At 61.0% G+C, this 25,771-nt stretch carries 24 protein-coding genes, 1 pseudogene and 1 riboswitch; of the genes and pseudogenes, 10 read left to right on the top strand and 15 right to left on the bottom strand.

Annotation, left to right across the window (positions count from 1 at the left end):
• Positions 1–89: 89 nt before the first annotated feature.
• Both AB7I51_RS00320 and AB7I51_RS00315 read left to right on the top strand, forming a co-directional pair.
• On the top strand, positions 90–1,394 hold the full coding sequence (locus tag AB7I51_RS00320; RefSeq protein ID WP_428402872.1) for a UDP-glucose dehydrogenase family protein: 1,305 nt from the start codon (positions 90–92) through the stop codon (positions 1,392–1,394).
• Between the two features lie 195 nt (positions 1,395–1,589).
• Complete coding sequence (locus AB7I51_RS00315) at positions 1,590–1,979, top strand: YybH family protein (protein ID WP_428402873.1); 390 nt, start codon at positions 1,590–1,592, stop codon at positions 1,977–1,979.
• Positions 1,980–2,012: 33 nt separating this feature from the next.
• Here the strand turns inward: AB7I51_RS00315 and hemA are convergent, their stop codons facing one another.
• Positions 2,013–3,299 (bottom strand): 5-aminolevulinate synthase, encoded by a 1,287-nt coding sequence (hemA, locus tag AB7I51_RS00310; protein ID WP_428402874.1) that lies wholly within the window; start codon positions 3,297–3,299, stop codon positions 2,013–2,015.
• A gap of 317 nt (positions 3,300–3,616) precedes the next feature.
• Between hemA and AB7I51_RS00305 the strand changes: the two genes are divergently transcribed.
• The gene (locus tag AB7I51_RS00305) at positions 3,617–4,141 is read left to right on the top strand and encodes a cob(I)yrinic acid a,c-diamide adenosyltransferase (protein ID WP_428402875.1); all 525 of its coding nucleotides are present in this window, start codon (positions 3,617–3,619) and stop codon (positions 4,139–4,141) included.
• A 72-nt stretch (positions 4,142–4,213) separates the two neighbouring features.
• Here AB7I51_RS00305 and AB7I51_RS00300 read toward each other — a convergent pair whose 3' ends face one another.
• Positions 4,214–4,774 (bottom strand): cytochrome b, encoded by a 561-nt coding sequence (locus AB7I51_RS00300; protein WP_428402876.1) that lies wholly within the window; start codon positions 4,772–4,774, stop codon positions 4,214–4,216.
• Positions 4,775–5,399: 625 nt separating this feature from the next.
• Here AB7I51_RS00300 and AB7I51_RS00295 point away from each other — a divergent pair.
• Positions 5,400–6,950 carry an FRG domain-containing protein gene (locus AB7I51_RS00295; protein ID WP_428402877.1) on the top strand — a complete coding sequence of 517 codons (1,551 nt, stop codon included), beginning with the start codon at positions 5,400–5,402 and terminating at the stop codon, positions 6,948–6,950.
• A gap of 301 nt (positions 6,951–7,251) precedes the next feature.
• On the opposite strand, the gene AB7I51_RS00290 is transcribed toward AB7I51_RS00295, so the two are convergent.
• Genes AB7I51_RS00290 through AB7I51_RS00275 form a run of 4 tightly spaced genes read right to left on the bottom strand, consistent with a single transcriptional unit; the run spans position 7,252 to position 10,137 of the window.
• Positions 7,252–8,061, bottom strand: coding sequence for a DUF2182 domain-containing protein (locus AB7I51_RS00290; protein ID WP_428402878.1), 810 nt, complete (start codon positions 8,059–8,061; stop codon positions 7,252–7,254).
• Positions 8,049–8,672 carry a DUF1326 domain-containing protein gene (locus AB7I51_RS00285; RefSeq protein ID WP_428402879.1) on the bottom strand — a complete coding sequence of 208 codons (624 nt, stop codon included), beginning with the start codon at positions 8,670–8,672 and terminating at the stop codon, positions 8,049–8,051. The genes AB7I51_RS00290 and AB7I51_RS00285 overlap by 13 nt, the downstream gene beginning before the upstream one ends.
• Positions 8,673–8,705: 33 nt before the next feature.
• Positions 8,706–9,452, bottom strand: coding sequence for an SDR family NAD(P)-dependent oxidoreductase (locus tag AB7I51_RS00280; protein WP_428402880.1), 747 nt, complete (start codon positions 9,450–9,452; stop codon positions 8,706–8,708).
• A gap of 25 nt (positions 9,453–9,477) precedes the next feature.
• Entirely contained in the window at positions 9,478–10,137 is a 660-nt protein-coding gene (locus tag AB7I51_RS00275; RefSeq protein ID WP_428402881.1) for a DUF938 domain-containing protein, read from the bottom strand.
• A gap of 253 nt (positions 10,138–10,390) precedes the next feature.
• On the opposite strand from AB7I51_RS00275, the gene AB7I51_RS00270 reads away from it, so the two are divergent.
• From AB7I51_RS00270 to AB7I51_RS00255, 4 genes and pseudogenes are all read left to right on the top strand, one after another.
• Positions 10,391–11,356, top strand: a complete 966-nt coding sequence (locus tag AB7I51_RS00270) for a LysR family transcriptional regulator (RefSeq protein WP_428402882.1) — start codon at positions 10,391–10,393, stop codon at positions 11,354–11,356.
• 450 nt (positions 11,357–11,806) lie between these two features.
• Positions 11,807–12,169, top strand: coding sequence for a small metal-binding protein SmbP (gene smbP / locus AB7I51_RS00265; protein WP_428406092.1), 363 nt, complete (start codon positions 11,807–11,809; stop codon positions 12,167–12,169).
• Positions 12,170–12,523: 354 nt separating this feature from the next.
• Positions 12,524–12,847, top strand: coding sequence for a DUF1476 domain-containing protein (locus AB7I51_RS00260; protein ID WP_428402883.1), 324 nt, complete (start codon positions 12,524–12,526; stop codon positions 12,845–12,847).
• Positions 12,848–12,998: 151 nt separating this feature from the next.
• Positions 12,999–13,317, top strand: a pseudogene (locus AB7I51_RS00255) (IS5/IS1182 family transposase); the annotation flags it as partial.
• A 17-nt stretch (positions 13,318–13,334) separates the two neighbouring features.
• On the opposite strand, the gene AB7I51_RS00250 reads toward AB7I51_RS00255, so the two are convergent.
• The 6 genes from AB7I51_RS00250 to AB7I51_RS00225 form a co-directional block, all read right to left on the bottom strand.
• Positions 13,335–13,922, bottom strand: coding sequence for a DUF7676 family protein (locus AB7I51_RS00250; RefSeq protein WP_428402884.1), 588 nt, complete (start codon positions 13,920–13,922; stop codon positions 13,335–13,337).
• 93 nt (positions 13,923–14,015) lie between these two features.
• The gene (locus AB7I51_RS00245; RefSeq protein ID WP_428402885.1) at positions 14,016–16,535 is read right to left on the bottom strand and encodes a TonB-dependent siderophore receptor; all 2,520 of its coding nucleotides are present in this window, start codon (positions 16,533–16,535) and stop codon (positions 14,016–14,018) included.
• 112 nt (positions 16,536–16,647) lie between these two features.
• Positions 16,648–16,850, bottom strand: a riboswitch (cobalamin riboswitch).
• Positions 16,851–17,125: 275 nt separating this feature from the next.
• On the bottom strand, positions 17,126–18,550 hold the full coding sequence (locus AB7I51_RS00240; RefSeq protein WP_428402886.1) for a M20/M25/M40 family metallo-hydrolase: 1,425 nt from the start codon (positions 18,548–18,550) through the stop codon (positions 17,126–17,128).
• Between the two features lie 178 nt (positions 18,551–18,728).
• Positions 18,729–20,126: a class II fumarate hydratase gene (gene fumC / locus AB7I51_RS00235; RefSeq protein ID WP_428402887.1), complete on the bottom strand. Its 1,398-nt coding sequence runs from the start codon at positions 20,124–20,126 to the stop codon at positions 18,729–18,731.
• A gap of 61 nt (positions 20,127–20,187) precedes the next feature.
• Entirely contained in the window at positions 20,188–20,757 is a 570-nt protein-coding gene (locus AB7I51_RS00230) for a sigma-70 family RNA polymerase sigma factor (RefSeq protein WP_428402888.1), read from the bottom strand.
• Positions 20,754–20,996 carry a NepR family anti-sigma factor gene (locus tag AB7I51_RS00225; RefSeq protein ID WP_428406091.1) on the bottom strand — a complete coding sequence of 81 codons (243 nt, stop codon included), beginning with the start codon at positions 20,994–20,996 and terminating at the stop codon, positions 20,754–20,756. The genes AB7I51_RS00230 and AB7I51_RS00225 overlap by 4 nt, the downstream gene beginning before the upstream one ends.
• A 323-nt stretch (positions 20,997–21,319) precedes the next feature.
• On the opposite strand from AB7I51_RS00225, the gene AB7I51_RS00220 reads away from it, so the two are divergent.
• Together AB7I51_RS00220 and AB7I51_RS00215 are read left to right on the top strand one after the other, a co-directional pair.
• The gene (locus AB7I51_RS00220; protein WP_428402890.1) at positions 21,320–22,135 is read left to right on the top strand and encodes a response regulator; all 816 of its coding nucleotides are present in this window, start codon (positions 21,320–21,322) and stop codon (positions 22,133–22,135) included.
• 155 nt (positions 22,136–22,290) lie between these two features.
• Positions 22,291–22,569 (top strand): KGG domain-containing protein, encoded by a 279-nt coding sequence (locus AB7I51_RS00215; RefSeq protein WP_428402891.1) that lies wholly within the window; start codon positions 22,291–22,293, stop codon positions 22,567–22,569.
• A gap of 117 nt (positions 22,570–22,686) precedes the next feature.
• Here the strand turns inward: AB7I51_RS00215 and AB7I51_RS00210 are convergent, their stop codons facing one another.
• From AB7I51_RS00210 to rpoN, 3 genes are all read right to left on the bottom strand, one after another.
• On the bottom strand, positions 22,687–23,151 hold the full coding sequence (locus AB7I51_RS00210) for a PTS sugar transporter subunit IIA (RefSeq protein WP_428402892.1): 465 nt from the start codon (positions 23,149–23,151) through the stop codon (positions 22,687–22,689).
• 187 nt (positions 23,152–23,338) lie between these two features.
• On the bottom strand, positions 23,339–23,932 hold the full coding sequence (gene hpf, locus AB7I51_RS00205; protein WP_428402893.1) for a ribosome hibernation-promoting factor, HPF/YfiA family: 594 nt from the start codon (positions 23,930–23,932) through the stop codon (positions 23,339–23,341).
• Positions 23,933–24,183: 251 nt separating this feature from the next.
• Complete coding sequence (gene rpoN, locus AB7I51_RS00200) at positions 24,184–25,749, bottom strand: RNA polymerase factor sigma-54 (protein WP_428402894.1); 1,566 nt, start codon at positions 25,747–25,749, stop codon at positions 24,184–24,186.
• Between the last annotated feature and the right edge of the window lie 22 nt (positions 25,750–25,771).

Below are 25,771 nucleotides of genomic sequence, written 5' to 3'. Positions count from 1 at the left end.
CCCCGCTCGCGCCCCTGCACGCTCCTGCCACCGGCGCGGCCTCCTCCTCAGGGGGAGGCGCGCGCATATGAAGCGAGAGACGAAGGCTGATGAATATTGCGATGATTGGTTCGGGCTATGTGGGTCTGGTCTCAGGCGCCTGTTTCGCCGATTTCGGCCATAACGTCATTTGCGTCGACGCCGACGCCGGCAAGATCGCGCGCCTCAAGGCCGGCGAAATTCCGATCTACGAGCCCGGCCTCGACGAACTCGTGGCCAACAACGTCGAACAGAAGCGACTCTCCTTCACCACCGAACTCGAAGCGTCGGTGAAGAGCGCGGACGCGGTTTTCATCGCGGTCGGCACGCCGTCGCGCCGCGGCGACGGCCATGCGGATTTGTCCTTCGTCTATGCCGCCGCCCAGACCATCGCCAAGGCGCTGGAAGGCTTCACGGTCGTCGTCAACAAATCGACCGTTCCCGTCGGCACCGGCGACGAGGTCGAGCGCATCATTCGGGAAGTCAATCCCGACGCCGATTTCGCGGTCGTCTCCAATCCCGAATTCCTTCGCGAGGGCGCGGCGATCCAGGATTTCAAGCGCCCTGACCGCGTCGTGATCGGCGTCGAGGATGAACGCGCCAAAGAGGTGATGGAGGAAATCTACCGTCCGCTGTCGCTCAACGCGCCGCCGCTGGTCTTCGTCGGGCGCCGCACCTCGGAACTCACCAAATATGCGGCGAACGCCTTTCTGGCGACCAAGATCACCTTCATCAATGAAATCGCCGATCTGTGCGAGAAGGTCGGCGCCGACGTGCAGGACGTGGCGCGCGGCATCGGGCTCGACAAGCGCATCGGCGGGAAATTCCTGCACGCCGGTCCTGGCTATGGCGGCTCGTGCTTTCCGAAAGATACGCTGGCGTTGATCAAGACCGGACAGGACGAGGGCGCCAGCCTGCGCATCGTCGAGACGGTGGTCGCGGTCAATGACGCCCGCAAGCGCGCGATGGCGCGCAAGGTCATCCATGCGCTCGGCGGCTCGGTGCGCGGGAAGAAGATCGCGCTCTTGGGATTGGCCTTCAAGCCCAACACCGACGACATGCGCGACGCGCCCTCGCTCGCCATTGTCGCCTCGCTCGCCGGAGACGGCGCCAAGGTCCACGCCTATGATCCCGAGAGCATGGCGCAGGCGCGTCCGCTGATGCCGGAAGTCACCTTCCACGACAACGCCTATTCGGCGCTGGAAGGCGCCGACGCGCTCGCCATCGTCACCGAATGGGACGCCTTCCGCGCGCTCGATCTCGACCGGGTGAAGAGCCTCTTAAAGCAGCCGATCATCGTCGATCTGCGCAACGTCTATCGCCCGGGTGACGTGCGCAAGCGCGGCTTCACCTATGTGAGCGTCGGGCGAAGGTAGGACGGATCATCCTGTTCCGTCCGAGCCGCTCGCGGCCTACTCTTGACGCGCGTCTTGCGCGTGATCAGGAATCAGGGGCAAAATCAACGCTTGCGGAGCGGCTCTGGAGTCCCGGCCGGGCTTCGGCCCTACGGGAATGGCGCGTCAAGCGAAAGAGATGAACGGGAATTGATGTCGGGCGGGACCTTTGTGGAAATGACGGACGATGAAAGAGCCATTCGCGAACTGGTCGACGCATGGATGGTCAGCAGCAAAGCGGGCGACCTTCCAGCAGTCCTCGATCTAACGACTGACGACGTGGTTTTTATGACGCCGGGCGGACAGCCGTTCGGCAAGGCGGCCTTCGCGGCCGCGTCTGAAAACATGAAGAGCGTTTCGCTCGAAGGACATAGCGAAATCCAGGAGCTCAAGGTTTTGGGCGACTGGGCCTATCTGCGCAATTACGTCGAGATGACAGCGACGCCTGTTAGCGGCGGCGCGCCGGTGCGTCGGACGGGCTATACGCTGACGATTCTGCGCAAGGAGGCCGACGGACGATGGCGGCTCGCCAGAGACGCAAATCTTATGGCGACGGAAAATCCCTGAACGGAAGGGCTTTGCTGCGCTCCCCGCGCCGGCTCACTGCGCGGCGAGCTTGATCTCGGGATAGCTGCACTTCTCGTCGCTCTTCTCGTCGACGTGGAGATGCGCCGGCGCCTCGACGAAGGGAATGCCGAGAGTCTGCCAGACGTCGACCAGCGCCTCGACGAGGCCCGCGATATGTTCGTGCGTGTGGCGCGGCGTCGGCGTGACGCGCAGCCGCTCGCCGCCCTTGGCGACGGTCGGATAGTTGATCGGCTGAATATAGATCGAATGGCGGTCGAGCAGCATGTCGCTCGCCGCCTTGCAGAGTTCGGCGTCGCGCACCATGACCGGCACGATATGGGAGCCATTGTCGAGCAAGGGCAGGCCGGCGGCGGCGAGCGCGTGCTTGGTGATATGGGCGGCGCGCTGATGCGCCGCGCGCAGATCGGGCCGGCGCTTGAGTAGGCGCACGGCGGCGCAGGCCGCCGCGGCGACCGCCGGCGGCAGCGCCGTGGTGAAGATGAAGGACGCGGCATAGGACCGGATCGCGTCGATGATGACGGCGTCGCCGGCGATATAGCCGCCCATCGTGCCGAAGCCCTTGGCGAGCGTGCCCTCGATCACATTGATGCGGTCCATCACGCCTTCGCGTTCGCAGACGCCGCCGCCGCGCGCGCCATACATGCCGACCGCATGCACCTCGTCGACATAGGTCATCGCGCCATAGCGCTCGGCGAGCGCGACGATGTCGGCGACCGGCGCGATGTTGCCGTTCATCGAATAGAGGCTTTCGAAGACGACGAGCTTGGGCCGCTCGCCGGCTTCAATCAGCAGCTCCTCGAGATGGGCAAGATCATTGTGGCGGAAGATTTTCTTCTCCGCCCGCGAGCGCTTTACGCCCTCGATCATCGAATTGTGATTTGAGGCGTCGGAGAGAATGACGCAATTCGGCAAAAGGTCGGCGATGGTCGAAATCGCCGCGAGATTGGAAATCCATCCCGAGGTGAAGACGAGCGCCGCCTCCTTGCCGTGAAGATCGGCGAGCTCGTGCTCAAGCTCGACAATGGCGTGGCTGGTGCCGGAAATATTACGGGTGCCGCCGGCGCCGGCCCCGACCCGCGCCGCGGTGTCGACCATGGCGGCGATCACCTCCGGGTGCTGGCCCATGCCGAGATAGTCGTTGGAGCACCAGATCGTCACCGGCTCGACCGAGCCGTCGTCGCGATGCCAATTGGCGATCGGAAAATGTTCGACGTCGCGCTCCAGATGGGCAAAGACGCGATAGCGGCGCTCGTCTTTGAGACGGGAGACGGCGGCCTCGAAGTAACGCCGGTAGACCATGCTCCAACCCTTTTATTTCTCTTGTCCCGAGTCCGACGACATGGCCCCCGTCCTGCCTGCCGTCTAGTTTGGACGGTTTCTTACATAGCCGATCCGCGCGTGTAATGCGAGGGGCCGAATGACGCGGCCGCGGCTCTTTTCTTCTCGAACGTCGGGCCAGTGGGAAGGGAACCGATGGCGCCACGACTGGCGAAGGGGCTATTCAAACAGCGCCTTGCCGCTTTGCCTTCTCTAGAGCTTTTTCGAGGAGGGCGCTGTATGCAAGACCATCAGGCGCGTGTGGCGTAACGAGAGACAGCGGGGCGTGTCGGACAGCGATGAAACTCTATACAAAAAAAGGCGACCGAGGCCAGACCAGCCTCTTCTCAGGCCGGCGGGCGGCGAAATTCGATCCGCGCGTCGCGGCGGTCGGCGATCTCGACGAATTGTCGGCGAGCCTGGGTTTGGCGCGCGTCGTGTATCCGGATTCGAGCGATCTTTTGTGCGACGCACAAAAGGCGCTTTATAAAATCAGCGCGATCGTCAGCGCCGAAGGCCGAAAGATCGACCTTGCCTTCGACGACGCCGAGATTACAGCGCTCGAAGCCGAGATCGACCGCGCCAGCGACGCGCTGCCCCCCTTGCGCGATTTCATCTATCCGGGAGAGGCGGAAGCGAGCGCCCGCCTCCATATGGCCCGCGCCGTCGCGCGCCGCGCCGAGCGCAGCATCGCCGCGCTCGAAGAGCCGGCGGCGCCCGAGAATGTTCTCGCCTATCTCAATCGCCTGAGCGATCTACTGTTCGCCCTCGCGCGGCTTGCCGATCAGCAGAGCGGACATGGGGACCGGATGCTCGGGGGGTGAGGGTTTTTTCAGGGGTGGCGGATTGTCGGCGGGAGCAGACGTTTCGGTGTCGGTTTGTGTTGTCGTTCTCGCTCATCCGGATTTCGAGAAACGTGGCGACATTCGGCTCAGCGTGCGATCGCGAAAAACGAAGTGGTGGACCAGCGCCGCGCTCGCATGGATCGTGGCGAGAATGATCAGTCCGTTGGCCAGAGCCTCATGAATTTCCTTCATGTCATGCGCAAAGCTTTTGTCCTTGATCCAAGGCGACGCGATATCCGTTATCCCAAGCAGGGAAAGCGAGTCTCCGTCGGCGAATTGGGTCGCGACGCCGAAGGCGACGACGGCCGCAAGCAGCGCATATAGCGCAAGATGGACGATCTTGGCGGCCACATCGCCCGCGCTTCCCAACGGCGTCGGTTCGGGAGGCGGCGGCGGATCGATGAGACGCCAGCCGATACGAATGATCAATAGGATAGCGATCAACTCGCCCGCTGAAACATGGACTTGTTCCCCAAGCTCGCGAGCGCTTCCACGCGGCAGGTCTTCGCCCACAGTTCCGAGCAACCATGCGACGCCTACAAGAAGCACGGAAAACCAATGAACAATTTGAGCGGCTGCGCCGTAGCCGCCCTGAGAATTACGCCACTGCATTGATGGCCTCCCTGTATCGCTCCGCAGACCCTTTGCCCGAACAACATGACTCTCCACCTCGGCGAAATTCAGCCGAACGCCGACAATGGATGCGGCAAAATGTATCTGCGGAATTGGACAGGCGAGTTGCGGAAATTGCAGCGCCCGCCTGTTCATTTTGCTTCGCGGCAAGTTTCGCGGCATTGCGAGTCGCCGCGGCGACTGCGGCGTTCGCCATCAACAGTCCTGCGAATGCGCAGAGTTCGGTGAAAAAGGTCTTGGAGACCACCGGCGCGGTGAAACGACCGACGCGGGGGCGATCGCGGCCGTGGCCTCCAGAACCGCGCTCCCTTGGTCGACGAAGAACACAAGGAAGGCTCCGAGCCCGCCAGCGAACCCATGAAGCGGCGCGCGAGCAGGCCGGCGTTCTTGTGTGACAGTAAAGCGATGACGCCGAGCGCGCCGCCGTTCGAGACTGTTCTCGATCGGGGGGTGAGGTCTTTTGAAGGGGTCGGGAATTGGCGCCATTATAGTTGAGAAATTTTCCCTTTGTGGCACGATACGTTTCAATTGATGCGGCGCAGAACGGTCGCGAAGCGCGTGAGCGGAGCCGCGCAATCGCCCCGATTTCGAGGGCTGATGTACAATGAAACCGCTCGATATGATCGGCGGGTCCGCTGCGCTGGAAACCATTGTCGATGCATTTTATCACCGGGTAATCGGCGACGAGGAGCTCGCTCCCTTCTTCGCCGACACCGACATGCGCCGGATGCGCGCGAAGCAAAAGGGCTTTCTCTTGATGGCCCTCGGAAGCCCCGTCCTATATACGGGACGCGATCTCGATGAAGCTCACGCTCGGTTGCGCGCGCAAGGGATGGGCCCGCAGCACGTCGAAAAAGTCATTCGACTTGTGATCAATATTCTCGAAGGCGCCAGCGTTCCGGTTCAGATCATCGACCACGTCAGGACGGTCCTGGAAGCTTCCAAGCGAGCCGTTCTGGGTATGGAATCCGGCATGAAGGGCTCGCTGGCGGCCGCCGATCAGGACGCCTCCAATCTCCGCGAGTCGTGTCAAAAAGCCACCGGCGTCTTCCTTGCGCGGGTGAGACAAGATCCTGAACTGAAGTCATTCTTCAATTCCAGGGAGGCGTCGGATCTTAGCGCGCTCTTTGCCCCGCCGCGCTCCTCAAGCTTGCAGACAATGATCCTGGAGATCGTCGCCCGCGCCAGAGGGGACGAAACGGCCTACACGGAAGCCGACTATGGCAACCAACATTCTTGGCTCGTCGACGCAGGTTTGAATGCGCATTTGTATAACCGAACCATCGACCATTTGATCGCGGCCTTGGCTGAAGTTGGCCTGAAGCCGGACCTCTTGGCGAGGGTGGGCGCCACCGCGCGCGCGCTTCGCTCGAACATGCTCGCCAAGGGCGACCCAACCGCTTCCGATCTTGTGAGAGTTGAGGAGACGGTTGCGTCCTCGCTCGAGCAATACCTTCGACTTACCGAAAAGAAAGGCGGTTTGACGCTCTATCGTGGACACGCCGATGCGCACCGCTGGCCCTTGACGCCCGGGCTTGGACGTTTGGCTGGTCCAAACAGCGCGCTTTCGCTTGGCAGGTTTGGAAGCTGGCACGAACTGGAGGACTATATTCTAACCCGGTTCCAACGACACGCGGCGCAATATCCGCCCAATCTGCCCACCACGAAAATCGATTGGTTGGTCTTGGGGCAGCACCACGGTCTTCCGACGCGCCTGCTAGATTGGACTGAGAACCCTCTCGTCGCGCTTTACTTCGCGTTGGAGCAAAATCTTCAAACTGAGTCGTCGGTGTGGGTGATGGAGCCGCGTTACGTCTATTCGATCGACATCGATTTTGAAAAGATCAATCACATCGAAGTCTATTTCCCAAAGGCCATCGACCAGCGAATCGTTTCGCAAAGAGGCTGTTTTTCGGTTCAGCCGTTACCCGATGGATGCTCTCCCTTCGTGCCCATCGATGAGAACCAGGAACTCATCAATGAAGGGTTGAGCCGACTCTCGCGGATCGTGATTCCGAATTGTCGCCATACCAAGGCGCGCATGATGGCGCAGATCAACCGACTGGGGATTGACGGCAATTTCATTTACCCCGGACTCGACGGGCTAGGCCGTCAAATAACGACGGACATTCTGGCGGATGTCATAAGAATGTGAGTGCGAACGATCACTGATAAGCGACCGAAATAAGGGTTTGGGAAGGTCCGCCTTTGGACATGTGCCGCCTTTCCCCAACGGCTCCATCGCATCTAGGTCAGATACGAGCCGAAAATATTCGCGCTATCGCGTTCGCCGCCGCGGCCCGTGCGGCCTTTAAGATGATCAGCGCCTTGCTGACCGGCAAAGCGGCACGCGGACCGGATGTTCGGCGGGCAAAGCTTTTTCGAGCGACGGCGGATTAGCGCCTTTTATGGACCTCCCTTCGAGGCTCAGCGCGAGCGCGGGCCAGCAAGGCCCATCATCCATGGAAGATTGGTAGCGCCTGAGGTTGAATAATGATCAAGAGGCCGTAGGCGAAAATGACAATCCCCACGGCCTGCGCCACAGCGGCGCCCCATGTCAGGGTCTTCTCGGCGAAAACGATAATTGTCACCGTCGCGAGCGCGGCGACGTTCATCATGCCGAGAGGAAACATGATCGCGCAAAGCAGCCAGCAACAGCCGAGGCACCAGGCGCCGTGGATCGTGCCCATCTGCAAGGCGCCGAGCGTCCCCTCGCGCCAGGAGGTCATGATGAAGCTCATCGGCGTATGGCACTTCGTCAGGCAGAGATCCTTTAGCGGGGTAAGCTGGTAGAGCCCCGCCGCGACGAGGATCAGACCGCCGATGCGCGCCGAGGTCGGCGCCGAGAGATCGAGACGAGTCGCGATCGCCTCTGCGGCAAGCGCGCCAAAATAGGCTGCGACGCCCGAAGCGACCCAGACGACGAGATAGCCGGCGAGGAAGACCCATGTGCCGACGAAAGCCTGTCTTCGTTTGCGCCGGGCGCTCTGCGCCTTGTGGAAGGTGAGCGCCATCGGCGCGGCCGCCGGAAACATCATCGCAATTGTCATCGCCAGCCAGACGGCGAGGAAGAGCGGCGCGCCGAGACCCATGGATGGGGAAGCCATGCGGACATCGGTCTCATGTGCGGCGCCCTGCCAGATCAGAACGAGCCAGGCCACAATCGATAAGGCGATCAGCGCGGCGAAGATCGCATTGCGGTGAATGGCGATCGGGTCTGGACGGGTCAATTCCATGCGCTCAGCGACGCCCGTTAGTTCGACCATTCGATCGGCGCGTAATGCCCGTTGCGGCCGGAGTTGTTCCAGTTCCAGCCGTGGTCGCTAAAGCCGTTACCCTCGCGCCCAACGCCGAAGGCGATTTTCTCCGGCGCGAGCGGATGCCCGGTCATGCCCCAGATTTCGCCGCTCGGATGCATGCTGGCGAGCGGGTCGACGGCGACGGCGAGCACGCCGGGAATTTCGACCAAGCGTGATTTGCCCTCGATCGCATAGCGGATCGGAACTTTCTTCACGCCGAGATGCGTTCCGACGAGCGCCCCGAAAACCGCCATCGGCCCGCCTTCGTCGCCGCCGAAAATTGCTTCGAGAGCCTGCGTCTGCTTGTCGGTTGCGCGCTCGTCGATATAGGCGGCGAGCGTCCAGTCGCCCTCCGCCATGGGACCCGGCGTATGCGCCGCAAGCACGACGTTCAGCCCATCCAGCACGACGTCGCCATAAATTCCCAGGTTGATGTGAAACGCCAGAACGTTGTCACAGCACCCCTGTGTTGGCGTCGCCATCATGGCCTTGGTCGAGACCAGGCAGGGACAGACGATGTCGCAACTGCAGTTCTCGAGATAGTCGCCGATGAAGCGCCACTTTGTTCGCGTCGGCATTTTCCGATGTCTCCGCCGCCGTAATGTACGGTCCTAGAAGGGCTCTTTGAAGGGCCTGAGGTCCAATTCGTGAGTCCAGGCGCTGCGCTTCTGACAATGCAGCGCCCAATAGGCGTCGGCGATGTCGTCCACGGCAAGGACGCCGTCCGGGCCCTTGGAGCGCGCGTATTCGGTGAAATTCGTCGCCGCATATTCGCCGGCAATGACGCCGTCGATGACGATATGGGCGACATGAACGCCCTTTGGGCCAAACTCGCGGGCGAGGCCCTGGGCGACGGCGCGCAAGGCCGCTTTGGCGGCGGCGAAGGCAAGGAAGGGCGGACGCGCCCGCAAGGACGCCGTCGCGCCGGTGAAGAGGATCGTGCCCTGCCAGCGTTCGGAGAAGCGCCGGGCGGCCTCCCGCCCGACAATGAAGCCGCCGAGGGCGTTCTGTCGCCAAAGGCGCTCGAAGAGTTCGGGCGTCGTGTCCTGAGCGGAAGCGGCGAAATTGTTCCCCACATTGTAAGCGACGAGCTTGAGGTCGCCGTCGCGATCCGCTTCCTCGAAGAGGGCGGCGACATCGGCTTCGCTCGTTGCGTCGGCGGTCCTGATCGCGACTGCGCCGCCCGCCGCGGCGATTTTCTCGGCGACGACCCGCAGCCGTTCCGGCGTGCGGCCCGCGATCGTGACGCGCAGACCTTCTTGCGCGAAACGCCGCGCCAGCGCCGCGCCGAGACCTGACTCGGTGCCGACGCCAACGACGATTGCGGCGCCCTTATTCACCGTCGGCTCTTGCGCCATCGCGCGTCAACTCTCTTGGTCGCCCTCATGCGCGCCCAAAGAGAAGAATGAAGTTGCTCGCCGGCATGTCCAAGATATTTTTTAGCACGATATTGTGCGGCTTGGCGGCGCGTTCGAGGTCGCGCACGTCCTTGAGGCCCCATTCGGCAACTTTGGGAGCGAGTATCTCCTGATCGAAGGCGGCGTTCGACTCAGTCGTATATTTGCCATCGACCTTGAAGGGCCCATAGATCGCGACGAAACCATCCTTGGTCAACACGCGGTCAGCGACTTGAGCGATGCCGTCGCAAATGGACACGGGCGCGACCTGGAAAACGTTGACGACGAAAATGACGTCGTAAAGCCGATCGCTGGCGCTGGGCCAAGTCTCGGGCGCCGTCAGATCGATTTTAATGGGATCGAAGATATTCTTGGTGCCCGCTTCGGCGCGCTTCTTTTTAATCGAGTCAAACACCTCGACGTTATAGTCGGAGGGCTGGAAAGACAGAGTCGGAAAATTTGGCGCGAAATAGTTTATGTGGTTGCCTGCGCCGCTCGCAAGTTCGAGCACATTGCCGCTTTTCGGAAAAATCTCCTTGAAAACTGTCAGGATAGGATCCCGGTTTCGATTCCCCGCCCATGCAACATAAGGGCTCAGCGGATGCGGATCGATCTGCGGACGATCTGCAGGCACATTGACGGACATGGCGGCCCTCCTCAGCTTTCCTCAAGGCTTACGCTGCTCGCCGGCTGGAGCGAAAAGGCCCGTGAGCGCTTGGCGCGCCGTTTAGACTGGGCTGTTTTTTTATGGGGCGAGCTAACGCCGAGAAGCTTTATCGAACGCGGCCGACAGGGTAAAATTCGAAAAATTCATGGGCCTATTCGGGAAACTGAAATCCTGAAAAAGCTGTAGCGCGAGTGCTCGACCGTGGCCGCCGCTCGCAAGAGGCGGCGGCGCGATGATCAACCTCAGGTCTTTCGACCTTAATCTGCTGCTGGCGCTAAAGGCTCTTCTCGAAGAGAAGAATGTGTCACGCGCCGCCGAAAAGCTGTACCTGAGCCAGCCCGCCATGAGTCATGTCTTGAGCAGGCTGCGCAGCCAACTCGACGATCCGATACTCGTGAAGTCGGCGTCGGGCATGGTTCCTACGGCGCGCGCGCTTGCGCTGCTGGAGCCGACGGTTGCGGTGCTTCGAGAGATCGAAAGGATCGTCGAGTCGTCGCCGAAGTTCGATCCGGCGACAAGCCGCCGGCGTTTCGTCATCGCCACAAGCGACTACGTCGTGTTCGCCGTGCTGCCGAAGCTTGCCGAGTCGATCATGCGCATCGCCCCGAACATAGAGGTGCATATTCGGCAGCCAATCGTCGGGCCGCCCCACATCGCTCTCGAAAAAGAGAATATCGATGTGGCGATCGGCTTCGACGCAATATTTGGCGCCACGCCGCATATCTGCTCGGACGCATTGATGGGCGAGAGCATGGTTTGCCTGACAAGGCAATGCAACGCCACGGTCCCGGGAAATGAGATCACTCTGGAGCAATTTCTGGAATGCAAGCATATGCTGATATCATGGCGGGAAGCCGGGACAGGCCTCATCGACGACAGTCTTGCGAAGCTAGGCCTGCGTAGAGACGTATCCTTCATCCTACCCAACTTTCTGACGACGCCTTGGATTCTCGAGAAGACGGATCTGCTGCTCTGTCTGCCTTGGAGGATGGCCGACAAGTTCGTGCAACTGGCTCCGCTCAAAATCCTGCCGATCCCGATTGACCTGCCTCGCTACGAATTGAGGATGCTCTGGCATCCGCGCTACGAGAAGGATCGCGCGCATATGTGGCTACGCGAGCGCCTGCGCACAATCTGCCGCCGCAACACCGCCAATAATGCGAAGGCGAACGGTGGAGCCAAGCGGCTGATTCACTAAAGCCGAAATTTCGACGGCGGAAAGCATAGATGTCACATCAGACTCCTTTCAGATTGACGCCGGATGGCGCCGGCATTGTTTCCGCCGCGCAGGCGCGCGCCCAGCAGCAGCGCGCCTCATGGAACATCGTCGAGAACGCCACGCTGTCGCTTCGCAGCCTCGTCCGCTCGTCTATTTGTTGCCGAAGTGTGGATGACTGCGCGCGGCGTTGCTGATGACGCGACCCGCGCGGAACGCCGCCGCCTTCTGCAACAAGCGCGAAACATGCGAGCAAAATATATGTCGTATAACGACGCAATCTTGACGATTTTTTTGAGAAACATCGCCGAACCCTGCGGCCTCCCAGTTTGAAGCGCCGAACTTCGTGGCGCGCGCGTCTGAAGACGTTCTCCCTGGGCCGGACGCGAACAAGAATGAGTCCAGCTATGAGCGGAATGGCGCCCTGCTGAAATGGGGAAGTGCCAAGAGGTTTACCCAATGAATCGTCGAACTTTTGCATTCGCTTTTGGGTCAGGCGTGGCTCTCTTGTTTGCGCCGTGTGTCACCCTCGCGGAAGATCATCTGATGGAAGCCATCAAGCATACGAAAGAAGCAATTCAACCCGGCAAGGCTGGTAACACTGATGTGGTCGTAATGCACGCTGAGGCTGCGCTTGCCCACGCCAAAGCCGCTGAGAAAGAAAAGGCCAATCTGGACATTAAGGAAGGCATCGCGCACCTCGAAGTAGCCATCTACGAGGGTCATCAGAAGGATGCCATCAGCGCGACGAAGCATATGGAAGAAGCGCTGACGCATCTTGAAGGTGGCAAATAGTCCAAAGCCACGGTGAAGGAGGATGGCGGCGCGCAACAATTCGCCCGTGATGACGGTAACCGCAACGCGGTGTTTCGCGAAAAAGATCGATCGGACGGACGAGGTGAACCTGTGTTCCTCCGACAACGCCATCCTGTCGCCAAGCGAATATTGATTGCGGCAAAAGGCCGCTCCGAAAGGAGTGGCCCCTTCGCCGCGAGCAAATTATATGTCGTGTAACGACATAATCTCGACGCTTTGTTCGAGGAACATCGTTGAACGCTCCGGCCTCCGGGTTCGCTGCGCCGTCATTCGCGGTGCGGGCTTCCGAACACGTTCTCTCCCGGCCGGACGCGAATAAGAATGAGGCCAGTGATGAGCATGTTCGATCAACGTGAGGAATCCTTCGAAAAGACCTTCGTGCATGAAGAGGAGTTGCATTTTCTCGCCGAGGCGCGACGCAACAAGCTCCTCGGACTTTGGGCCGTCGAACAGCTTGGCGCGTCAGGCTGCGCCGCCACGGCCTATGTCGAAGAGCTAGTGATCGCCGTAACCGCGACGAACGCGGACGACCTCGTAATGGCGCGAGTCATGAAGGATTTCGCCGCCGCGGGCGTTCGGCAGTCCGAACATCAGATTCGCCGCCACATGGACGAGTTTCTCGCGCAAGCGGCCTCCGAGATCAGAGCGGGAATATAAGGATAGCGCCTCGCCGCCGAGCGAGTATTGATCGCAGCGAAGGCCGCGCCGAAAGGCGCGGCTTTCGGGCGTTTCGTAAGGCCTTATGCGGCGCGCGAAGGAAGCGCGAAGGACCCTTCTGAGACGTGGCGACCTCAGCTTAAGTCAACGCGCCGATATCCAAGATCGCGATGGGGGCGTTTTCGTCTTGGGCGCGTCGTTTGGGAAATTTCCACTTCTTTAAAAACTGTTCGCCGATGGCGGCTACCAGGGACCACAATCTCGCGAGGCGCAGAAGAAAGCCCTGCCATGCCTGGTGACGGCAATCATCAAGCGCTCGGATGCGATGAAAGGCTTCGAGGTTCTTCCGAAGCGTTGGGTTGTGTAACTAACATTGGCGTAGCTCGTCCGCTGCCGCCGATTGGCCAAGGATTGGGATGCGCCTCGCACCAATTCGCCTCATCCTCAGAAGGCTCTGTAATCAACGATGAAGTCTCCGGACTGACTCTCAGGCATGTTCGAAGCGGCTCGCCGCGCGATCGCCGGGATCGGGTTCGTGCAGGCCGAACCAGCGCGCGCGCAATTTGTCCCACAGCGCGAGGCGCGACCAATCCGGCTCTTTGAGAACCTTGTCGGTTGCGGGATCGAGGAAGGGATTGGGCAGCAGCACGCTGATCTGCTGCTCGCCGGCGCCGTTGAAGAGTTGCAGTCCCCAGGACACCGGCACGCAGCTCACATTTCGTCTGCGATAGAGTTCGGCGCGCGACGTGCGCCGCAGCTTCGCAAGTTCGGGAGACGTCGGCCGGGCGCGCGATCCTTTGTTCTCGCCGATGCAGACGTGAAAATGCGTGAGGCCGAAGGCGACGGTGAGATAGCCGTCGAGCAGCCCGATGCGCGTCGGCGCGCGATCAGCGTGGATTTCCCACGCCGCGCCCTGAATGATCGGCCCGAAGACGATGTCGCACCAGTGGTTCTCGAAGAGATCGCGAAGGAGTTCTTCGAGACTCGCGGCATCCGCCGGCAAAGAAAAGACATCGAGCACCGCGCCATCGGGCTCGACGACGCGTGTCGGCGTAAATTCGACAGGCTGAGACATGGGTTTGCGCTTTCTCTTCATCGCAAGGGGAAAGTCCGCCTCCATGATGGGACGCTTCGCGCGCTCCTCAGGGAATGACGGGCCGCCGCTCATTCAGAATGACACCTTGATCGATCCGCGGAACGTCCGCGGCGAGCCTATCACGTTGAAATTGTACCCAGGCAGGTTCCATCCGACTTGAATCGGATTGGTGAAAGGAACGGCGAAGCCGCCGGGATGGGCGGCGTCGAAGGCCTGTGGACCCAGGCCGCCGTTGACGAAGTAGGTCTTGTCGAAAAGATTGTTCACATTGAGCTGCGCGACGATCTTGTAATCAGCGACATTAAGCTCATAAGCGCCGAAAATTCCAACGATCCCGTAGCTGGGCGTCGACTGGCCATAGATATAGGTTCCGTCATTGGCGGCATGATAAAAGGGAAGATAGCCGGTGTAATCATAGCGCAGTCCCGCTTTCAGGCCCTTTAAGTCGCCATGCTTGAATTCATAAGTTGAAGACAGCGATCCGACATTGCGCGGCACGAACGGAACCGGCGACCCAGCCACCGCAATCCCGATGTTGGTTGGATCCGATTTCGTGACGATCGCGTCGGTGTTGGCGTAGGCGAGATTTACGCTCCAGCCGGGCAGGAGCTCGCCTTGAATGTCGACTTCGGGGCCCTGCGAACGCGCTTCGCCGATGAGAAGCACACGATTAAAATTATTGGGGATCCCGACTGGAATATTGGTCTTGACCAGATGGTAATAGGCCGCGGTCGCCTGAAGCTTTCCGTCGAGCCAGGAAAACTTGACGCCGCCCTCGACTTGTTCGCCGGCGCTCGGCGGGGTTGGCGTATCCGTGCCCAAGACCAGCTTGCCATTGTAATTCGGGCTGTAGGACTCGGCGTAATTCCCATAGAGGCTCACCCAGTCGAGCGGCCGCCACAACAGGCCGACGCGCGGCGTGACCCTCTGATTGACGACTTGCCCGCGCTTCGTAATCGTATCGAAGTTGCAAGGGAGCGCCACGCCCGCAAACGCATTCGATGAAAACGGGCCGCAAAAGTCCGAATTGTCCGTGGCTCCGGTTCTGCTGTTGATATATTGATAGCGCACGCCGCCGAGCACGTTGAAGCCATAAGGCAGCTTGATTTGATCCTGGAGATAAACGCCGAGATTGTCCGCATATTGCTCCGTCGCGGCAAAGGTGAAGAGGCCGGAAATCGGCGTCGGAAGCTGCGGCGCGCCGAATATCACCGTTGAACTGGCGTTCAGCGGGCTCAAATTCTTCCCTCGGAAATTGTAGCGGTAATAGTCTGCGCCCGCGAGCAGCGTATGGCTGAGCTGCTCGGTCGTGTTGAAATGACCTACGAGATTGACTGTCGTCGCATATTCCGCCTGCCTGTTGTCCGACGGAAACGAGAACCAATTCAGAGTGACATTATTCGGCGAAGGGAAGGCGAAGCAGGACGTGCTGCCGGGCGTTATGCAGTCGGCGATGAAGCCGAAGCCGCCGGCATCCTCCCAATCATTGCGCAATAATTGCATGAAGGCGGTCTGCTGAATCGACCAGTCCTTACTGAAGTCGTGGCGCCATGTGAGTTCGGTGAAATTCTGCTGCTCATTGTAGGGCGATTTCGGACCCCAGTTGAAGCTGCGTCCAAGCCACAGAGGGTTGAACATGCCGAAATACGGCGTCCAATACATGTCCTGATTGAAATTGTTCTGCTGGAATTGAGTCGACGCTCTGACCCAGGTGTCGGAACTGATATTCCATCGCACCATCGGATTGATCATGATTTTGCGGTTATAGTCCAATGCGCGAAACGATCCGTCATTCTCATAGGACATGATGAAGCGATAGAGCAGGTCCTTGTTCGGCGTGATCGGACCTGTCGAGTCGAGCGTGGTGCGGTAGGCGGAATAGCTGCCGATCTGCTGCTGCAGCGAGAAGGCCGGCTTATCCAAAGGCTGCTTCGTATTGATGTTGACGATGCCGCCGGGCTCCGCGGCGCCATAGAGGATCGCTGCGGGACCTTTGAGAACTTCGATGCTCTCGACATTGGCCAATTCGACATTGCTCGCTCCCGCGAAATTGAGGCCGAAACTGTCGACTCTGAAGCCGTCGCGAAAAAAGTTTTGGGTCGGAAAGCCGCGAAGAATGATCTGTCGAAATGAATTTCCCACAGCTGCGTCGCCGCCGCCCGAGAAGGCGACGCCGCTGACGTTTTTCAACGCCTCGTCGACCCTGATGGCCTGCTGGTCTTCAAGCATCTGGCGCGTGACGGTGCGCGTCGTGACCGGCGTATCCATGACCGGCGTGTTGACCTTCGTGCCGACCGACTGGATTGGCGCGGCATAGGAGGTCGGATCGTTGCAGACGCCTTCGGCGCAAAGCCGGCCGTTGTTTCCCGGTCCTATGTCGGTCCCGTTGTTTCCGACGGCCGGTTCCCCCGCTGCGCGCGCGCCGGCGCCTTGAATGACGCCCGGCTGCGGCTTGCCTATTTCAATCACCGGCAGCGCGTTCTGGCCGAGAGCCGGCGACGAAAGGGCTGCAGAAAGGAGCAGGAGAGGCGAGCTGCGCCGCACGGCGGCGCAAACGCCGCCTTCCGGGGCTTTCGGGAATTGGGATTTCATATGCGTCGACTCGCAGTAACGTGGGCCGTCACTGCGAAGGTCTCCGCCCGTTACGCCTTCAAAGGGCGAGGGGCTTTGGCCGCATCGGTGCACCCCGCCCGACGCTTTCGCGCGTGACCACGAAGCGACGGCAGGTCTCCTGGCTCGCGGGTTGTCGCCTAAAGACCGCCTTCCCAGAGCTTTTCGCTCCAGTGGCTTAATGGTCTTCGGCTCGCCGCTTACAGTTGCGGGGGCAGCCGCGGAATTGCGCACGAAGAAGCGCGCTCACCGCATTCCCATTTTGATCCCGTTGGGAACCGTCAGCCGCAAAATAGACGGCCGATCGCGCAAGCTGTCAAGAGGACGCTGTGATCGCTGGAAAGATCATCGGCCCCTCGCCCTTCGAGACGGCCTCTTCGAGGCCTCCTCAGGGTGAGGGGCCTTGAGTTGTGCGAATTGAGAAATCTGAGCCGCCCCAAACAGCCCTCGTGCTTCGAGACGCGAGCTTCGCTCGCTCCTCAGCATGAGGGCTGTTTGGGGCGGCTCAGCACGACGAAAGTTCGCGCGACTGCCGCTCGTTCTCTATTGAGTCGAGCGCAACAAAACTGCGATTACGCCGCCGCCAGCGCATGCAGCACGCGCGCCCAGGAGCGCGTTCCCTTGTGGAACGACGTGTAGGAATATTTTTCGTTCGGCGAATGAATGCGGTCGTCGTCATGGGCGAAGCCGATCATCAGCGAATCCATATTGAGATCGCGCTTGAAGGCGCCGACGATCGGGATCGAACCGCCACAGCCGGCGAGCACCGCTTCCTTTCCCCATTCTTCGGCGAGCGCGCGGCGCGCGCGATTGAGCGCCTCCGAGCCGAACGGCAGCTGCAGCGCATTCGACGCGCCATGCGGCAGGAATTCGGCGCTTGCGTCCGCCGGCAGACGCTCGCGCACGAAGTTGCGGAAGCTTTCGAGAATCGCTTTCGCATCCTGCTTGCCGACGAGTCGGAAGGAAAATTTCGCCGACGCCTGCGCCGGCAGCACCGTCTTCGAGCCAGCGCCGGTATAGCCGCCGATGATTCCATTCACATCGCAGGTCGGACGCGCCCAGATTTGCTCCATGACGCCGAAGCCGGCTTCGCCGCCGACGCGCGTCAGGCCGATTTCGGAAAGCCATTTGCCTTCGTCGAAGTCGATGGCGCGCCATTGTTCGGCGATGTCTTCGGGAATCTCCGGCACGCCGGCGTAAAAGCCCGGCAGCGTCACCTTGCCTTCATCGTCGTGCAGCTCGGCGATGATTTTCGCCAGCACATGAATAGGGTTCAGCACTGGCCCGCCAAACATGCCGGAATGCAGATCGCGGCTCGGGCCCTTTATAATCACCTCTTCAAGCGCCAGTCCGCGCAGCATCACTGTGATCGCCGGCGTCGACGCGTTCCACATGCTTGTGTCGCAGACGAGCGCGAGGTCGGCGGCCGAAAGTTCGTCCCTGTTCGTCGCGAGAAAACCCGGGAGCGACGGCGAGCCCGTCTCCTCTTCGCCCTCGAACAGAAATGTCACGTTGCAGGGCAGTCCGCCATTCGCCTCGAAAGCGCGACAGGCTTCAAGAAAGGTCATCAGCTGGCCTTTATCGTCGGAGGCGCCGCGAGCGACGATGTCCTGACCCTCTTGGCCATCTTGGCCGTCTTTGCCCTCTTGGCCTTCCTTGGCCTTGGCGAGTCGCGGCGCGAAAGGCTCGCTGTCCCACAGCTCCAGCGGGTCCGGCGGCTGCACGTCGTAATGGCCGTAGAACAGCACATGCGGCGCATCCTTGCGCTTCGCCTTGGCGTGGCCGACGACGATCGGATGGCCGGGCGTGTCGCGCACCTCTGCCGCGTAACCGAGTCCGTTGAGCTGATCCTTCAGCCAATTCGCTGCGCGCAGACATTGCGCGGCGAAGGCGGGATCGGTCGAAACTGAAGGGATGCGCAGAAGATCGAACAGGCGTTCGCGCGAAGCGTCGAGATTGGCGTCTATCGTGGTGAGGACGGCGTCGATCGCGGCCATGAATTGAGCTCCTCGGTCAGGCGCTCAGGCTAATGCGGATGCATGGCGAGGAAAAGACGCGGGGCAACTGAGACGGCTGGTTTCCTCGTCCTTCGAGACGACCGCATTTAATGTCGATCTCGGGCAAGCCCGAGATCGAAGGCGGCGTCTCCAAGGACGAGGTCAAGGGGAGCAAAGCTTAACCATTCGGCGCGAGCATTTTCTCCGGCCGCACGATTTCGTCGAACTCGGCTTCGGTGACCTTTCCCGACGCGAGCGCCTCTTCCTTTAAGCTCGTGCTGTTCTTATGAGCGGCGCGCGCGATTTTGGAGGCCGCGTCATAGCCGATTTTCGGCGCGAGCGCGGTGACGAGCATCAGCGAGCGGTCGAGGAAGCGCTTGATATTGGCTTCATCGGCTTCGATGCCGTCGACGCAGCGCGCGACGAAACTGTCGATTCCGTCCGCCAGCAATATCGTCGATTCAAGCAGCGCGAATCCGACGATCGGCTTCATCACATTGAGTTCGAGATGGCCTTGCGTGGCGGCGAAGGTGATCGTCGCATTATTGCCGAAGACGCGCGCGCACACCATCGTCAGCGACTCGATCTGCGTGGGATTGACCTTTCCCGGCATGATCGATGAGCCGGGCTCGTTCTCCGGAAGCTTCAGCTCCCCAAAGCCGGCGCGCGGCCCTGAGCCGAGCAGGCGAATGTCGCTCGCAATCTTATAAAGACCCGACGCCAGCGCATTGAGCGCGCCATGCGCGAAGACGATCGCGTCATGAGTCGCGAGCGCCTCGAACTTGTTTGGCGCCGAGACGAAAGGCAGGCCCGTCTGCTCGGCGATGTCGGCGGCGACTTCTTCGCCAAATCCCTTGAAGCTGTTGACGCCAGTGCCGACCGCCGTGCCGCCCTGAGCAAGCTGCAAGAGGCCGGCAAGAGTCGCTCTAATGCGCTCTTCCGCCCCTTCGGCCTGCGCGGCGTAGCCAGAGAATTCCTGGCCGAGCGTCACAGGCGTGGCGTCCTGCAGATGGGTGCGGCCGATCTTGATGATATTGGCGAATTTCACCGCCTTGGCGTTGAGCGCAATATGGAGCCGCCCGACGGCGGGAATCAGCCGACCGGAAATCGTCGTGGCGCCGGCAATGTGAATGGCGGTCGGGAAACTGTCGTTCGACGACTGGCCCAGATTGACGTGATCGTTCGGATGAACCGGCGATTTCGAGCCGCACGGCGCGCCGAGCATTTCATTGGCGCGATTGGCGATGACCTCATTGACGTTCATGTTCGTCTGGGTGCCGGAGCCGGTCTGCCAGACGACGAGCGGAAAATGGTCGTCGAGTTTGCCGTCGATCACTTCGCGCGCGGCGGCCTCGATCGCGTCGGCGATTTTAGGGTCCAGCACGCCTTTTCTGGCGTTGACCCTGGCGGCGGCGAGCTTGATGCGCGCCAGCGCATGCACGATCTCGATCGGCATGAGATCGCCGCCGATCGGAAAATTTTCGCGCGAACGTTCGGTCTGAGCGCCCCAATAGGCCCAGGACGGCACGGCGATATCGCCGAATGAGTCGCGTTCAATTCTTGTATCTTTGGTCATCGGCATGCTCACATGGACAGGCGCGTTGCGCGCTATCCTATGCGGCATTTCCGAGGAGCGTTCAATCGCGCAAGATTTCCGACAGCCGCTCGGCTGAGAGCCATTCGCGCCGCTCGGCGGACGGCGTCGTCGACATGAGTTCGGAGAGTCGGTTGCGCGCGCGGTTCACCCGGCTTTTCATCGTGCCCGGCGCGCAGCCGCAGATTTCCGCGGCTTCCTCATAGGACATGCCGGAGGCGGCGACGAGGATCAGCGCTTCGCGCTGATCGAGCGGCAGTTTCTGCATCGCATCGCGAAAGTCGAGAAAGTCCATATGCGCGTGCTGCGACTCCGGCGCGATCAAGCGCCCCGCGATGACGCCGTCGGGATCGGGCGCTTCGCGTCGGCGCTTGCGATATTCGCTGTAATAGATGTTGCGCAGGATGGTGAACAGCCAGGCGGTAAGATTGGTGCCTTCCGAGAATGTCGCCAAGCTGCCCCAGGCCTTGACCAGAGTTTCCTGAACAAGGTCGTCGGCGCGATCGGAGTTTCCACAAATCGACACAGCGAAAGCGCGCAAGCTCGGGATAGCGGAGACCAGCTCCGCCTTCAATCCCTGTCCTGCCGAATGCGCTTCTTCGCTTGCCGTCACTCACTCTTCCCCGGCGCACCTAAGGTCGCCGAAGAGGATAGCACATTCGTTTCGAGTTGGTTCAAAAGTTTCAGAAACCGATCGGGAACCGGTTGAGCCACGACGTCGTCGTAAAGATTGCGAAGCTCCTTTCCGATCGAGTCCTGGAACTCCACCGATCTTTGGCGTTGTACCGGCTTGGCGTCACATCGCGCCTCCCCACCTCCGCGGCGACGTTCGCCGAATTCGTCACGCGTCATTACCCATCCCGTAAACGTCTCCAGCCTGCGAGGGCCGGGTCTCGGAGAATACCGCCCGTCGCCCGAGAAAGCATCATCCTCTGCTTTCACGCGCGCAACTATATTCTCCGGATTCTTGTTCCCCATGGAGCCCTCTATTTTAATATGCATGATTTCTGGAGCCGCCGCGTTATAGTGCGCCGCAAGGACGATAGGCAAAACGCGCCGCTGAAGGATTGGTTCCCTAAAATGCCAAGCAGTTTTGACACATTGTCCATGTTTTGAATCGACTTAGCTCGCACGCGCCTTTTTCGGGACGCTCGATGCTGCTGGAGTTGTAAGGCATGTCGGCATCAAAAGAAATTTCTGCGCATATTCCCTATTTGAGACGCTTTGCGCGCGCATTGGTTGGCGATCGGGAGGGGGGCGACGCCTATGTGCTGGCCACTCTAGAAACCGTCGTGGCGGAACCCGGCCGGATTTCTGAGTCAGAAGATCTTCGCGTCGCTGTTTACCGTTTGTTCCTGAACGTCTGGGCGTCGTCGCCGATCAACGCCCATATCGACCGCTCGGGCGCGCTGGAGGAAAACGGCCGGCGCAACCTCGAGGCCATTTCTCTGAAGCCGAGAATCGCCTTTTTGCTGCAGGCGCTCGAAGGGTTCGATCTCGACCAGATTGGGCAGACTCTGCAAGTTTCAGAGCGCGAGGCCGGCGAGCTTATCGAAGCCGCAAATGGCGAGATCGCCGACCAGATCGCCACCGACGTGCTGATCATCGAGGATGAGCCGCTGATCGCGCACGACCTAAGAAGCATCGTCGAAGAGCTCGGCCATCGCGTCGTCGCCATGCCGCGGACCCACGCCGAGGCGGTCGCGGCCATAAAAGAGAGCAGTCCAGGGCTGATTCTCGCCGATATTCAGCTCGCCGACGGGAGTTCGGGACTCGACGCCGTCAATGAGATTCTCGGCTCGCTGTCGACGCCGGTGATTTTCGTCACCGCCTATCCCGAGCGGTTTTTGACTGGCGAACCGCCAGAGCCGGCCTTTCTGATCGCCAAGCCCTTCAATGTCGAAAGTCTGAAGGCGGTCATCAGCCAAGCGCTGTTTTTCGACCGGCGCGCCGGCCGACGCGAACGGACCGTGCCCTGGGTCGGCATGTGATAGAATTTATCTAATTGATATTACTATATTTTTAGCAGCCTCATCCCCTTCCCGAAAAATCGATCCGGGCGTCGATATAAATCGTCGCGGCTTAGAAACATTGGCCGCTGCGGCGAGTTATAGCCGTAGGCGCTGGGGGAAATGTGAGGCGGCCCATGGAGGAGATGAAGAAATCCAGTCGCGGTTTCGCGTCTATGGATCCTGAAAAGCAGCGCGCGATTGCGCGGAAAGGCGGACAAAGCGTTCCTGACGAAAAACGCAGTTTTTCGCAGAACCCCGATCTTGCGGCCCGTGCGGGTCGAAAGGGCGGGCAGAGCGTGAATCCCGCCAAGCGGAGTTTCTCGCGCGACCATACGCTGGCTTCCGAGGCCGGCCGCAAGGGCGGGCATGCGTCGCACGGAGGCGGCGCCCAAAAACGCAGCGCGCCGCTTTAAGAGCGCTTTCCGCCGAAGCGCGAACCGGTTCGGCGAGAAAACGCCAATTAAAACAAGAAACTAGAGCCCCGATCCGATGCCGTCGGATCGGAAGAGGCTCTGGGAGCGCCGCAAAGCTTATGCGGCGAAGGGTTTTGAGCGCTGCGCGACGAGGGAGTAAAGCGCGTCGTCGTCTCGCGTTGCGCGCATGGTCGCCACGAGACCCGGATCCCGCAACATTCTCGCGGCGCAGGCAAGCGCCTTCAGATGGTCGGCCCCTGAACTCTCCGGCGTCAGAATCATAAAGACAAGATCGACGGGCGCGCCGTCGAGCGAGCCAAAGTCGACAGGTCGGTCGAGGCGGCCAAAGATTCCGCAAATTCCCTTTAACTTCGAGAGCTTGCCGTGTGGAATCGCGATGCCGTCGCCGATCCCCGTCGAGCCCAGCCGCTCTCGGTGCAGGAGCGCATCGAAAATCTCGCGGGCCGGCAGCCCGCAGATTTTCGCAGCCTTGTCGCTGAGCTCCTGGAGGAGATGCTTTTTCGTCGTTGCCTTCAACGAGGCGTACACCGAATCTGGCGAAACCAAGTCCGTTGGCCGCATGCGACGGTCTTCCTGCTTCTCATTGGAGGTCTAGGGCCGCTAAGGGCTTTGACCATCCTTGAAATTTCAACGTCTCGCTACTTTCGCCAAAATCCGAGGGGACATGGGAAAAGGGCAAGATACATGCCGAGAAAGCCCTTATTATGGCCCCGCTGCGACGTTTTTTCCGTCGGCGCGCGTTCTTCCGTCAGCGCGCGTCGCCCTCGGATGAGGGAGTATCGATCCAGCCGATATTCTCGTCGCCGCGCCGATAGACCACATTCACGCGGCCGGTGTTGACGTGCCGAAACACCACGACAGGCGCGCCGGTGAGATCGAGGTCGAGCACCGCCGCCGACACCGACAGTCGCCGCAATTCCCTGGTCGATTCGGCGATGATCGCCGGGCTGAACTCCGCCGGCGCTTCTATTTCTTGATCGGGCGCCTCGATCACATGATAGGCGACGACCTCGGCCTGCGCGCCGTCGCCCGCGGCATGACCATGTTCGTGATGGCTTTTGAGCCGGCTTTTGTAACGGCGCAGGCGCTTCTCGATGCGTTCCGCCGCCTGATCGAAACAGGCGTAAGGCTCCTGCGCGCGGCCGTCTGCCTGAAGCACGATTCCCGAAGCAAGATGCAGGCTGCAGTCGGCCCGATAGCCCGAACCCTCGGGCGAAATCGTGACGTGACCGGTCACGCGACCGTCGAAATATTTGGCCGCCGCCGTCTCCAGCCTTTGCGTCACATGGGCGCGCAGGGCTTCGCCGATGTTGATGTTCTTACCGGAGACCCTGAGAGACATTTTCCAATCCGAACTTTCTTTGCTAGCGCCGATTCGGTCGCGGAAAGAACGGCCGCGCGCCTGCCGCGCCGCCGTCGAACCAACCGCTTGTTGCGCTATCCGCCCCGAAATTTCCGCCTGTGGCGACGGCGGATCGCCGACAGTCTGGCCATAGAGCGCAAATCGCGCGCAGCGTTAGAAGCCTCGGCGCTTGAAGTCAATGGAGTCTTTCCCTCATTGCGCCCGCCTGCCGGCCGTTCGGTCATCGCACATTAATGGGCTGCGATACGCGCCTGCCCAAGCTTGGCGCGGCGCCGATCGACCGAAGACGGAATCCGCAGGCTGTCGCGGTATTTTGCCACCGTGCGCCTTGCGATGTCGATGTCGCTCGCCTTCAGTCGCTCGACGATGGCGTCGTCCGAAAGAATATCGTCGGGCGTTTCGCGATCGATCATCTGCTTGATGCGAAAACGCACCGCCTCAGCCGAATGCGCCGCGCCGCCGCTCGTCGTCGCGATCGAGGCGGAGAAGAAATATTTGAGCTCGAAGACGCCGCGCGGCGTCATCATGTATTTGTTCGACGTCACCCGCGACACTGTCGATTCATGCATGCCGATCGCGTCGGCGACCGTGCGCAAGTTCAGCGGACGCAGATGTTCGACGCCATGCGCGAGGAAGGCGTCCTGCAGGCGCACGATTTCGGAGGCGACGCGCAGAATCGTTCGGGCCCGCTGTTCGAGGCTCTTGGTCAGCCAGTTGGCGTTCTGCAGACAATTCGAAATGAAGCTCTTGTCCGTGGCGCCGGTGGCGGCGGCGCTGACCTGCGCCGCATAGCTGTGGTTGACCAACACCCGCGGCAGCGCGTCGGCGTTGAGTTCGACGTGCCAGCCGCCGTCTGCCGCCCCGCGCACGATGACGTCGGCGACGAGCGGCTGGATCGGCGCGCCGCCGAAGGCCCGCCCGGGCTTGGGCTCCAGCCGGCGCAGCTCCGCCGCCATGTCCGCAATGTCTTCATGGTCGACGCCGCAAAGCTTGGCGAGCTGCGCAAAATCGCGGCGCGCTACGAGCGGCAGGTTGGCGATGAACGTTTGCATCGCCGGATCGTAGCGATCGCGCTCCTTGAGCTGGATCGCGAGACATTCCGCCAGATCGCGCGCCCCGACGCCGGAAGGGTCGAAAGTCTGGATGATCGCGAGGACGCGCTCGGCCTCGGCTCTGTCGGCCTCGAGACGGTCGGCGATCTCGCCTAAGTCCTCGCGCAGATAGCCGCTTTCGTCGATTCCGTCGATGACCGCCTGGCCGATGATTCGATGACGGGGATCGGGGCAGGCAAGCGCCAGCTGTTCGGCGAGATGCTCATGCAGGTTCTGCCGGTCCGCGACATAGGCTTCGAGATTGGGCGCTTCGCCGTCGGCCGAACCGCCGCCCGCGGCGCCCGTCCATGACGTGGCGGAAAGACCTGCGCCGTCAGGGGCTTCGTCGCGCGCTTGCTCGCCGCCGACCGTGGGGCCCTCGGCTTCGAAGGCGTTGCTCATGTCGGCGCCAAGATCGGCCGACAGCGTCGCAGAGTCGACGGCAAGGTCCTGGCGGGCCCAGTCGCCTTCCTGAGGCCCTTCAAAGGCGGCTTCGGCACCCGACTCATCGCCCGAGCGCTCCGCCACGTCGACCCCGCCATCGCCTTCCTGCGCCTCGAGCAGCGGATTGCGCTCAAGCTCGTCATGCAAAAAGGCGGAAAGCTCGACATTCGAGAACTGCAGCAGCTTGATCGCCTGCAGCAGCTGCGGCGTCATCACCAGGGCTTGGCCCTGACGCATCATCAATTTGGTGGAAATCGCCATTTCGCCCGATCCACGCGAACGC

The organism is Methylocystis sp., from assembly GCF_050246715.1.
In the GTDB taxonomy this organism is placed as follows: Bacteria; Pseudomonadota; Alphaproteobacteria; order Rhizobiales; family Beijerinckiaceae; genus Methylocystis.
The sequence above is the reverse complement of the archived record's forward strand: the minus strand, read 5'-3'. Positions and strand labels throughout refer to the sequence as shown.